The sequence below is a fragment of the Limnovirga soli genome (assembly GCF_013106755.1).
GTDB classification, from domain to species: domain Bacteria; phylum Bacteroidota; class Bacteroidia; order Chitinophagales; family Chitinophagaceae; genus Limnovirga; species Limnovirga soli.
In genome coordinates, this window is record NZ_WHPF01000012.1 from 61,895 (window position 1) to 74,296 (window position 12,402).

The following is a 12,402-nucleotide window of genomic DNA, read 5'->3' on the forward strand; positions in this document are numbered from 1 at the left end:
TAGTTTATGCATTGCCATTTTGCAATACTGCTTTAACCGGTTGCAATAAGGTATCTATATCACCAGCTCCGCACATTACCAATAAGCCTGGTTGTTTTTCCTTTATTTGTTGTACCATCTCTTCTTTACTTAGTACCATTTTGCTGGCAAGTTGCATTTTGCCTAAAATCAATTCACTGGTTACGCCTTCCATTGGTAATTCCCTTGCCGGATAAATGGGTAGTAGAATCACTTCATCTGCCATGTCTAAACTTTGGGCAAATTCTGCTGCCAGGTCTTTTGTTCTGCTATATAAATGTGGTTGAAAAACTATAGTGCATTTTTCAGCAGGGAACAAACTGCGTACCCCGCTAATCAATGCTTTCAACTCTTCGGGGTGGTGGGCATAATCATCTATCAGCGTATGTACACCATCCCTTAGCATATATTCGAACCTTCTTTTTACACCTTTAAAATTGGCTACGGCAATTTTTATTTTATCATCTTCAATACCCAGGTATTTTGCCACGGTAATGGCAGCAATACTATTTTCTATATTGTGCAGTCCGCCCATTTGTAATACTACATCCTGCAATGCCCATTCTTTATGTATTACATCAAAACGGTATGCGCCATTTTCTACTTTAATATCTGCTGCATACACATCAGCCCTTGTATCGGTTAAGCTGTAAGTATATTGTACAGATGCATGCAGGTCTGCAGCACGGCTTAAGCCATATTTACTTATTAGGCAACCCCCGGGTTTAACACGGTTTGCAAATTGTACAAAAGCATTTTCCACTTCTGCTGCAGTGCCATATATGTCCAGATGATCTGCATCCATGGCTGTTACAATGGCTACATCGGGTACCAGTTTTAAAAAGGAACGGTCATACTCATCTGCTTCTACTACACATACATTTTTTTCACTGCTCCAGAAATTGGTATTATAATTTGCCGAAATGCCACCCAAAAAAGCATTACACCCATAACCGGTATCACGAAGCAGATGTGCTGTCATGGTGGTAATGGTTGTTTTACCATGTGTACCGCCAATGCATACATTAAAAGAACTTTCTGTAATCCATTGTAATACATCGCTACGTTTTACCACCTGATACTGATGCTGACGGTAGTATACCAATTCTGCCTGCGCTGCCGGAATGGCTGGTGTATACACCACCACGTCTGCATCTTTTGGAATCAGCTCAATGTTTTCTTCGTAGTGAATAGCAATACCAGCTGCTTCAAGGCTTTTGGTAAGCACAGTAGATGTTTTATCGTACCCGCTAACCAGTTTTCCCAGCGAATGAAAATACCGGGCAAGCGCACTCATGCCAATGCCACCTATTCCTATGAAATAAACCTTTTGTATGTTTTGTATTACACTCATCTGTTTTTATTGTATGCTTTGCAACACTTCTTTTGCAATTATTTCATCTGCATTGGTAACTGCATACCTGCTGATGTTTTGAATAAGTTTCTCCTGCATGGGAACATTTGTTGCCAGCATGGTAATAGTGCCAAATAGTTTTGATTGTGCATCCTCATCCTTCACCATTAGTGCTGCATTTTTATCAACCAGGTATTTGGCATTTACTGTTTGATGATCTTCTGCCGCCAATGGATATGGTACAAATACAACCGGTTTTTTTGTTACACAAAGTTCAGCTACCGACATAGCGCCAGATCTTGATATAACCACATCTGCAGCGGCAAATGCTTTATCCATATCTGTTATAAAATCGCTTACCCATACGTTTTTGTAGGATTTGCCTCTTTCAACATAAATGGCTGCAGTTGTTTTGCCAGTTTGCCATATTAGCTGCAGATGCAGTGATTCCAGTTCGTGTACATGTTTGGCCATAACCTCGTTAATACTTCTTGCACCCAGGCTTCCGCCAACAGCCAGGATGGTTTTGCAGGTTGTATCTAATCCAAAATAGGCAAGCGCTTCTGCTTTGCTAATGGTTGATGATACGATTGATTTTCTTACCGGATTGCCGGTGACCATAATTTTTTCTGCCGGAAAAAATCTTTCCATTCCTTCGGTGGCAACAAATACTCTTGTGGCGTTTTTGCCAATGAGCATATTGCTTTTGCCTGCAAATGAATTACTCTCGTGGATGAAAGTAGGTATGCCAAGACGTTGTGCATATTTTAACACAGGGAAACTGGAATAACCACCTACACCGATTACCGCGTTTGGCATGAAGGATTTAAAAATAGTTTTTACCTGGCCAAAACTTTTTAAAATTTTAAATGGCAGCGAAATATTTTTAATCAAAGAACTTCTGTCGAAACCTGCTATGTCCAGGCCTTTAATATCATAGCCAGCCTGAGGTATTTTCTCCATTTCCATTTTGCCTTTGGCCCCTACAAACAATATCTGCATATCCGGTGATTGCTCTTTTATAGCATTGGCGATAGCAATGGCAGGGAATATATGCCCACCTGTGCCTCCACCAGCTATGATGATACGTTTACCTGTTTGCGACATTGTTTCAATACCCATAATATCCTTTTTAAATCCCCTTTTTACTTAGTTTCTTTTTTGCTGCTTAAAATATCTGTTGTACAAGTGAGTGACACAACGATGTTTAATAGCAGCACCATTGCCTGTTACACCACCTGCTCATTTGCTTTTGCAGCTGCAGCCATTTGCCTGCCCTCCATTTGCTCCAGATTACGGGCAACACTTAGTACGATGCCTATTGATGCACATGTAAATAGGAATGAACTGCCGCCCATGCTTATTAATGGTAGCGTTACACCTGTTACCGGTACTATATTTACATTTACCGCCATGTTTGCCACTGCTTGAATTACCAGCGTGAAACTTAAACCCAATGCGAGAAATGCACCAAATGCATATGGACAACGCCTGAAAACCCTAATGCACCTAAACAAAAAAATGAGGTAAATAAACATAACAAATGCACCACCCAGTAACCCATATTCTTCTATGATAATGGCATATATAAAATCATTATAGGCCTGCGGTAAAAAATTTCTTTGTCTGCTATTGCCTGGTCCAAGGCCAAATAATATTCCACCATTTGCGATAGCAATATTTGATTGCTGCACCTGATAAGGAATTTCCTGTTCTTCGGCATACATGAATGATTGTACCCTGCTGACCCAAGTGCCAAAGCGACCAACACTTTGCATGCTTTGCGCCAGGCTGTTATTTGCAGCTTTGTTTTCAGTATTGGCATTATGTGTTGATACTGCCACACCTATTATTAGTAGGATAGGTATTAATGCAATGGCAATAACCAACAAAATATGTTTTACACTAACTCGACCAATAAATAATAATAATATACTTGTGGCACCGGTAAGCAATGCATTAGACAAGTTCGCCGGCATAATAAGTCCGCAGGTAATAAATACCGGAACGATTAATGGAATAAAGGCTTTTTTGAAATCTTTTATCACTTCCTGTTTGCGGCTTAATTGTCTTGACAGATACATGAACAGTGCCAGCCGCGCAAAGTCGCTGGTTTGGATGGTCATGTTAATAACAGGTAATTTTATCCAGCGGCTACCATCATTAATTTCTGCACCAAAGAATAAAGTGTAGATTAATAATGGTACTGAAATAAGATACAGTATTAAAGAAATACGCGAATACAAAGTATAGTTAATGCGATGCAGAAAATAGATAACCACAAAACCCAATACGATAAATGATAATTGCCTGAAGAGATATACCTCGTTATTGCCCTGATACATTTTATAAGCCAGAGAACCAGTTGCACTATATACTACCAATAATGAAATAAGCGCCAGCAATACCACAATACCCCATATGTAGCGGTCGCCACGGGTGCCCTTTAGTATATGGCCACCTGCAACTTCTACAGAAGGGATTTGTGCAAATAATTTGTCGGCTGTTTCGTTCATTATTGTTTTTATTAATTGGTATAGCAGCAATATTTATTGCTCACTTGCTGTTCATAAAGCCTTTACAGCTTCTTTAAATTGTGTGCCACGATCTTCGTAGTTTTTAAATAAATCGAAACTGGCGCAGGCAGGGCTTAATAAAACCGCATCGCCTTTGGCAGCTAGTTTAAAGCTTTCTTCTACGGCAAGTGCTGCACTATCGGTATCAATAATTACTGGTACCATTGCACCGAATGCTGCATGTATTTTTGTGTTATCAATACCCAGGCAAACAATGGCTTTTACTTTTGTTTTAACCAGTTCTTCCAGAATGGTATAATCGTTGCCTTTATCAACACCGCCTAAAATAAGAATGGTAGGTTTTTCCAGGCTTTCCAATGCATACCAGGTGCTGTTAACATTGGTAGCTTTACTATCGTTTATAAACTCAATACCACGCACATCTGCCACATGCTCCATCCTGTGTTCCAGGTTTTTGAAGGTGGTTACTGCTTCACGGATTTTTTCTTTTCTGATGTTCAGTATAACTGATGCAATGCCGGCTGCCATGGTGTTGTATTGATTGTGTTTACCCTTTAATGCAAAATCGTAGATACTCATCTCAAATTTTTCGTCCAGTGCTTTAATCATCATTTGGTCACCTATAATCCAGGCTCCGTTTTGTAGTTCTTGGTTCATTGAAAATGGCATTGAGTTAGTTGGTAAAATGTGGTTACTTAAATACTGCATGGTTACTTCATCATCTTTACAATAAATAAAATAATCCGTTGATTGTTTATTCCTAATTAAATTGAACTTGCTGTTGATATAATTCTCAAACTTATAATCGTACCTGTCTAAATGGTCTTCTGTTATGTTTAATAGTATGCCAATATCTGCCCTGAAATGTTGAATATCATCTAACTGAAAAGAGCTTATCTCAGCTACATAAATTTCTTTTGGTTCCTCAGCAATTTGTTTGGCAAACGAGTAGCCAATATTGCCTACCAAAGCGCAATCCAGCCCTGCGGTTTTGCAAATATGATAGATAAGAGAGGTACAGGTACTTTTGCCGTTACTGCCTGTAATAGCAATTATTTTACTATCGCCTTTAAACCGGTAAGCCAGTTCTATTTCGCTAATAATGCCAATACCTTTTTCTCTTATTTTTTTTACCATCGCATTTTTTTCAGGAATGCCAGGGCTTTTTACCACTTCGTTTGCTGCCAGAATTTTTGCTTCGGTATGAGTGCCTTCTTCAAATTCTATGTTGTTATCAATCAGCTCTTTTTTGTAATGTGGTTTTATGGTGCTGCCATCGCTTACAAAAACGGTATAGCCTTTACGCTTTGCTAAAATAGCTGCGCCAATACCACTTTCAGCAGCACCCAGTACTACCAGGTAATGCTTGTTTGTATTTGTTTCGCTATTTTGTTGAACGCTATTCATGTTTGCTTTTTTATGTTCCCGGCAATTAAATCTCTGGTGATCTTCCCTTGCGTCGCACTCTTGTGCTGTATATCATTTATCGGCTTTAGCTGCGGCACTTACCAAACGTACAAGTGAGTGACACAACGGATGCCTGATGTTTATTCTGCTGCTGGTTAACTACTACCTCATTTTTAAAGTAAGTATGGAAAACATAACACAGAATATGGTGATGATCCAGAACCTTAATACTATTTTATTTTCGTGAAAACCTTTCTTTTGATAATGATGATGTAGCGGACTCATTAAAAATACCCGCCGCCCCTCTCCGTATTTGCGCTTGGTGTATTTAAAATAGGAAACCTGTATCATTACGCTTAATAACTCCACCAGAAATACCCCGCAAAAAATAGGTATCAATAATTCTTTGCGTACAATAATGGCCAATGATGCGATGATGCCACCCAGTGCCAGGCTTCCGGTATCGCCCATGAAAACCTGCGCAGGGTAGGTGTTGTACCATAAAAAGCCTATACATGCACCTACAAATGCACCCATGAAAATAGATAGCTCACCCAGATTGGGGATATACATTACATTGAGGTAATCAGCAAATTTGTAGTTACCACTTACATACACAAAAACACCTATACCCGCGCCTATGATGGCACTAACACCAGCTGCCAAACCATCTAAGCCATCCGTAAGATTTGCGCCATTGGAAACTGCCGTTACAATAAATGTTACAATCAGGATATAAATGATCCATGTGTATTGTTCTGCACCTTCGCCCATCCAGCTGATAAGTTTGCTATAATTGAATTCGTGATTTTTTACAAATGGAATGGTGGTAATAGGTGTTTTTACTTTAACAAAGCGTCGATCTACACCATCAATTTTTCTTATAATAATATTTGTATCTATAGCAATTTTCTCGCCTTTTTCCATGGTGAGATTTTGACCTACAATCTCTCTTTCTACAGTTACACTATTATTGAAGTAGAGCGTGGCGCCAATAATGATACCCAAGCCTACCTGTCCAATTATTTTTGATAGACCTGCCAGGCCATCGCTATCCTTTTTCTGGTATTTTTCTCCTTTTTCTTTGGCTTTTTTTCTTGCTTTAAGTTTAAGTGTGTCATCCAGAAAACCAATAATACCAAGCCATACAGTACATAGCAACATCAGACGTACGTATACTTTATCCAAATCGGCAAATAATAAAGTTGGAATAATAATGGCCATAAGAATAATCACACCACCCATGGTAGGTGTACCTTTCTTTTCATTTTGGCCGGCAAGACCAAGGTCTCGTACAGACTCGCCGATTTGTTTGTGCCGTAAAAAATTAATGAGTCTTTTACCATACACGGTAGCTATGAACAAAGACAATACGATTGCCATTGCTGCACGAAAAGTAATGAACTGGAATAGTCCGGCACCTGCGAGGTGGTACTTTTCATCGAGCCATGTAAATAAATAGTATAACATAGTGTTTTGTTATGAATATGTGCAGTTTTTTTTGCTGCCTGATTTTATTTTCCTAATAATTCAAACATTTCTTTTAGTACTGCTTTGTCATCAAAATTTTCCTGTATGCCATTTAGAATCTGATATTTTTCATGGCCTTTTCCAGCTAATAAAATGATATCTTCTTTGTTGGCAAAGCTTACGGCTGCTTTTATTGCTTCGCCTCTGTTTACAATTGATAATGTTTTTCTGCGTGCGGCACTGTTTAATCCAGCCATCATATCTTTCAGGATTTCCTCTGGATCTTCGCTGCGTGGATTATCGCTTGTGAAAATGGCTTTGTCGCTTAGTTCGCAGGCTATTTGCGCCATGATGGGTCTCTTGGTTTTATCTCTTTCACCACCACAGCCTACTATGGTAATTACCTGTTCGTATCCTTTCCGTAATTTTTTTATTGTTAGCAACACATTTTCCAATGCATCTGGTGTGTGCGCATAATCTACTATACCAATAATGCCATTATTGCTGATGATATAATCAAAACGGCCTTCGGCACTAGTTAACATACTTAGGGTACGTAGTATTTCTTCACTGTTTTCGCCCAGGCATATGGCTGCGCCATAAACAGCGAGCAGATTGTATGCATTAAACTCTCCAATTAACCTGAAATGCACTTCTTTATCGTTAATCATCATTACCAGACCGGTTAGTGCATTCTCGAGAATTTTCCCCTTAAATTCAGCAAGCTGTTTTAGGCTATAGAAATATTTTTTTGCAAGCGTGTTTTGTAGCATTACCGGGCCACGTTTATCATCCAGATTTGATATGGCAAAGGCCGTACTGCCTAGCCCGTCAAAAAATGCTTTTTTTACCCTTATATACTCATCAAAGGTTTTATGATAATCCAGATGATCGTGTGTGATATTACTAAATAAGGCACCTGCAAATTGTAAACCGGTTATCCGGTGCTGGTGAATGGCATGGCTACTGCATTCCATGAATACATGGGTGCAGCCTTCTTCAGCCATCTTGTGCAATAATTTGTTAAGGCTTATTGCATCTGGTGTGGTGTGCGTGCTTGGTATAATAGTATTGGCAATTTGATTTTGCACCGTACTTATTAATCCGCAGGTATATCCCAGCGATGAAAAAAGTTTAAATAGCAGTGTGGCAATAGTAGTTTTGCCATTGGTACCTGTAACACCTACCAGCTTTAATTTGCCGGAAGGTTCATCATAAAAATTATGTGCCATGTGTGCAGCTGCTTCATGCGCATTTGATACCTGTACATAGGTGATTTGATCATTTTTTTCAGTGGGAATAATTTCACATATAATTGCTACAGCACCCAGTTCTATAGCTTTATTTATAAAGTTGTGACCATCTACTTTAACGCCAGGTATTGCGATGAAAACAGTGCCGGCAGCAACTTTTCTGGAATCAATCTGTATATCATTTACCTGCATGTTAGTATTTCCATGCACCGATAGCAGACGTACCTTATATAATATTTGCTGTAAAGTCTTCATTCAGGAATTAATGTTACTTGTCTATATTTTTTAATTAAGTTCTATGTTTACCGTTAAGCCTTTTATAATTGGTTGCCCTGGCAAGTACGACTGTGATATTACTTTTCCTTTGCCCTTTACGTTTATTTTCATGCCTATGTTCTCGCACAAATACACTGCATCTTTTAGTGTCATGCCATTTAATTGTGGCATTGTTTTTTTATCAATAGTTACCCCATTCATAACAGGCTTTGCATTTTCTTTACGCATATAAGCCATATCTGTTTTTTCTAAAGAAGAATCTTTATAAGGCATCTTCACTATTTCCATGATTTGCTGTATGTCGGATTTTTTACCTGTATACAGATAAGGAATACTGTCATTTATTGTAGTGGTGGTATACTGCATGTCGTCTGATTGTACAAACATGGTATATAACCTATCGGCGATTTTTTTAAATACCGGTGCAGCCAACTGGCCACCATAATGCAGCGCGGCATATGGATTTGTTCTTATCACTACAATACAGGTATACCTTGGTTTATCGGCAGGAAAATAGCCTACAAAAGATGCCAGGTAGATTCCATCCGAGTACCCATATTTTCCATCAGCAACATGTGCAGTACCCGTTTTTCCGGCTACTTTATAGGGTGTATTTATAAAAATGCCTTTTGCTGTTCCTTCAGTTACTACGGCACTCATACATTCCTGAGCGGCTTTAATAACAGAAGGGGTACAAAAGTTGTCAGTTAATACTACCGGATTAAATTGCTTTACCAGCTTTCCATCCTGTTGTACCGCACTGATCAGGTATGGTTTTACCATTTTTCCGTTATTGGCAATGGCATTATAAAGCGTTAGGGTTTGCATTGGTGTAACCTGTAAAGAGTAGCCAAAACTCATTGTTTCCAGTTCGCTAAGCCCTTCATGGCTTTTACTTACTTTGGCCAGTTTTGGTTTGTCTTCTCCTTTTAAATCAATGCCACTTACGGTATCCATTCTATATTGATGCAGGTACTGTATATATTTAGAAGGCTGTCCTGCAAAAGTGTTATAGGCTATTTTACTAAAACCTACATTAGAACTATGCGCAAAACATTCTTTAACTGTCATAATTGGTTTTGGTGCTCTTTCAGCATCATTAACATTTCTTACTCCTACGAATGCATTGCCTGTACTACCTACTTCCACCAAATCATTTATGCTGGTTCTGCCTTCGCTTAATACGGAAAGTAAGGTTGCCAGTTTGATAGTAGAACCTGGTTCGGTGGCTCTTAATGCGTAATTGTAATCCTCCCAATAAGAACCATTTGCTTGCTGGCCAAGGTTGGCAATGGCTTTGATTTGGCCAGTAGCTGTTTCCATCACAATGCAGGTGCCATATTTAGATTGCGACTGCTGCATCATATCAAGCAAGGCATTTTCAGAAATTTCCTGAATGCGTGTGTCAATAGTGCTCACAATGTCTTCACCATTTTCAGGCTCAACTTCATAATCATCATCAACGGGTACAGCAACACCGCCTGCAATAAACCTTACCAGACGTTTACCTTCTTTACCCCTTAGAAGGCTATCGTACGCTTGCTCCAGACCAATTTTTTTGGCATTTTCCCTTTCTAATCCTATGGTTCTAAATGCAAGCAATTGATATGGGTTTAACCTTACGTTTGTATTAATAGCAATGAATCCACTTTTGTTTTTTCCGAGCCTTACCAATGGAAATTTTTTCAATTCCTGATAATCGCTGAAACTTACTTTGCGTTTTAATAATGAATACCTGTCTTTTTCTTTGTATCCTTTATTTAAAATCGCTTTGTATCCACCTTTGGTTTTGTCTTTAAATAAATTGGCTAAGCAAAGACTTAGTGTATCAAGATTGGCTTTAAATAATTCTCCGTCATGTTCTCTTAATCCATCTGCGCCAAAATCTATGTATATATCGTATTGGGGAACACTGGTGCTAAGCATTTGCCCATCCGCACTATATATGGTACCCCTATCGGCTTCTACATCCATCATTTTCAGATGCAGGCTATCACTCAGGTTTCGCCACATAGTGCCCTGCATCTGTTGTATATATACGGCCTTTCCAAAAATGACAAGACATACCAGAACTACAGCCAGATAGGCCATATTTACTCTCCATGTTATGTCTTTTTTTACATCCATTTGTTAAAAAAAAGAGGTTAGCAACCCCGGTTGTGCTGTTCACAGGTTAATTTATATGGTTCTTCATGGATTTTATTTTGTGTCTTTAGCCATTTCTATTTTTAATCCCATTGGCGGCTGCGTTGAAATGCTAAGACCTAATGGGGTGGCTGCTTTTACTATTTGCGCTTCCCTGCTTTTGAACATTTCCTCACTTTTCAAACTTTTATATTCGTATTGCAATTCTTTTACCTGTTTGGCTGTATTGTTTATATCCCTGATAGTATTATCTGCTACATGTCCATTGGCGATGTACAGCACTGCTAAAAATGACAGGAATAAAAAAAAGAGCAGGTTTTTTAAAATCCAATGGTAACCTACCAGGCTTTTGAAAATATTTTTTCCTGATTCTTTCTGGTCTGTCTGAGCCATATAATTAGCTGTCTTTTTTTATTGTATTTGTCTGGCTGAGTATTGTGCAGGTGTACAAGTGTGCGACGCAAGTAAAGCTGATAGTTATGCCATTGTCCGGCTAATACTACCTTATTGCATTTGCGTTGTTATGCTTTTTCTGCTACTCTTAGTTTTGCACTTCGGGATCTTGGATTTTGTTTTGCCTCTGCATCTGTTGGTACTACCGGTTTTTTGGTAATAACTTTCAGGTCTTTGAATTTTTCGTGTTGTACAAACGGGTTATTATCTTCTATTTCCTCAAAACTGCCCTGTCTGAAAAAGTTTTTTACCAGTCGGTCTTCTATTGAATGAAAGGTAATTACCGCTACTCTTGCCCCCGGTTGAAGGAGGTTGGGTAGTTGTTGCAACATATCTTTTAAAGCACCCATTTCATCGTTTACGGCAATACGCAGTGCCTGGAAAACCTGTGCCAGATATTTATTGGGGTTGCCCTTAATTACTGGCGCCAGTAAAGCTTTAAACTCGTTTATGGTTTTAAACGTGGCCTGTTTGCGTTGTTGAACTATATGCCTGGCAAGTGTTTTGGCATTGGTTACTTCGCCATATTGACTGAACATGTTTTGTAGTTCCTGCTCTGTATTGCTTTGCAACAGGTGTTCTGCTGTTTCTGGCTGTTGTTGATCCATACGCATATCCAGCGGGCCATCAAAACGTATGGAGAAGCCTCTGTCGCCCACATCGAACTGGTGGCTGCTTACGCCCAAATCTGCCAGTATTCCATTTACTGCGGCTATTTTATGCAGGCGCAGAAAGCGTTGTATATGCCTGAAATTATGGGGCACAAACAAAATCCTATTATCATCCGGGATATTTTGTTTGGCGTCGGGATCCTGGTCAAAGGCTATTAATCTTCCATTTTCGTTCAGTTGCTCCAGAATACCCCTGCTATGACCGCCGCCACCAAATGTGCAGTCAACATATATCCCATCAGGCTGTATTTGTAAAGCATCCAGTGTTTCTTTGTAAAGTACCGGTATGTGATATTGTTCGCTCATATATTGCAGTTACTTGGTGTGTAGGTGGTTAGGGTAATTGTACGCCTCCCATTACCTCTGCGGCCAGGTTACTGAAATCTGCTGCTGAAAAATCTTCAAAGAACTGTTTGTATTTAGTGGCATCCCAAATATTAATCTTGTCTACATCAGACGAAAGCACGATGTCTTTCACCAAAGCAGCATATTCTTTTAAGGAGGGCGGTAATAACATTCTGCCTGCACTATCCAATTCCACTTCTGTTGCACCACCTAAAAAGAACCGTTTGAATTGACGAACTTTGGGGTCAAAATCATTCAACTTGGCTATACGCTCCATAATACCTTCCCATGTTTTTAGTGGATACAGGTTAAGGCATTTTTCAAATCCGCGGCTAATTACAAAACGGTCTTCCCCTTCCGGAAGCTGTTTTTTCAAACTGCCCGGCAATAAAAAGCGCCCTTTGTTGTCGAGCGTTGCTTCATATTCGCCTAGAAAACCGTTCATTTTTATGTATTTAGATGGTTTTTACCAT

The 12,402-nt window shown here is 39.2% G+C and carries 10 protein-coding genes; all 10 read right to left on the reverse strand.

Going from position 1 to position 12,402, the window contains the following annotated elements; genetic code table 11:
- Positions 1–4 precede the first annotated feature (4 nt).
- Positions 5–1,372 carry a UDP-N-acetylmuramate--L-alanine ligase gene (gene murC, locus GD597_RS16365; RefSeq protein WP_171608975.1) on the reverse strand — a complete coding sequence of 456 codons (1,368 nt, stop codon included), beginning with the start codon at positions 1,370–1,372 and terminating at the stop codon, positions 5–7.
- Between the two features lie 6 nt (positions 1,373–1,378).
- On the reverse strand, positions 1,379–2,494 hold the full coding sequence (gene murG, locus GD597_RS16370; protein ID WP_235954332.1) for an undecaprenyldiphospho-muramoylpentapeptide beta-N-acetylglucosaminyltransferase: 1,116 nt from the start codon (positions 2,492–2,494) through the stop codon (positions 1,379–1,381).
- Positions 2,495–2,601: 107 nt separating this feature from the next.
- On the reverse strand, positions 2,602–3,888 hold the full coding sequence (locus GD597_RS16375) for an FtsW/RodA/SpoVE family cell cycle protein (RefSeq protein WP_171608976.1): 1,287 nt from the start codon (positions 3,886–3,888) through the stop codon (positions 2,602–2,604).
- 51 nt (positions 3,889–3,939) lie between these two features.
- On the reverse strand, positions 3,940–5,316 hold the full coding sequence (gene murD / locus GD597_RS16380; protein WP_171608977.1) for a UDP-N-acetylmuramoyl-L-alanine--D-glutamate ligase: 1,377 nt from the start codon (positions 5,314–5,316) through the stop codon (positions 3,940–3,942).
- Between the two features lie 162 nt (positions 5,317–5,478).
- On the reverse strand, positions 5,479–6,786 hold the full coding sequence (gene mraY, locus GD597_RS16385; RefSeq protein WP_171608978.1) for a phospho-N-acetylmuramoyl-pentapeptide-transferase: 1,308 nt from the start codon (positions 6,784–6,786) through the stop codon (positions 5,479–5,481).
- Positions 6,787–6,830: 44 nt separating this feature from the next.
- The gene (locus tag GD597_RS16390) at positions 6,831–8,294 is read right to left on the reverse strand and encodes a UDP-N-acetylmuramoyl-L-alanyl-D-glutamate--2,6-diaminopimelate ligase (RefSeq protein WP_171608979.1); all 1,464 of its coding nucleotides are present in this window, start codon (positions 8,292–8,294) and stop codon (positions 6,831–6,833) included.
- A gap of 30 nt (positions 8,295–8,324) precedes the next feature.
- Positions 8,325–10,442, reverse strand: coding sequence for a penicillin-binding protein (locus tag GD597_RS16395; protein WP_171608980.1), 2,118 nt, complete (start codon positions 10,440–10,442; stop codon positions 8,325–8,327).
- A 72-nt stretch (positions 10,443–10,514) separates the two neighbouring features.
- Positions 10,515–10,853, reverse strand: coding sequence for an FtsL-like putative cell division protein (locus tag GD597_RS16400; RefSeq protein WP_171608981.1), 339 nt, complete (start codon positions 10,851–10,853; stop codon positions 10,515–10,517).
- Between the two features lie 128 nt (positions 10,854–10,981).
- On the reverse strand, positions 10,982–11,890 hold the full coding sequence (gene rsmH, locus GD597_RS16405; protein ID WP_171608982.1) for a 16S rRNA (cytosine(1402)-N(4))-methyltransferase RsmH: 909 nt from the start codon (positions 11,888–11,890) through the stop codon (positions 10,982–10,984).
- 28 nt (positions 11,891–11,918) lie between these two features.
- On the reverse strand, positions 11,919–12,374 hold the full coding sequence (gene mraZ, locus GD597_RS16410) for a division/cell wall cluster transcriptional repressor MraZ (RefSeq protein ID WP_171608983.1): 456 nt from the start codon (positions 12,372–12,374) through the stop codon (positions 11,919–11,921).
- Positions 12,375–12,402: the final 28 nt, after the last annotated feature.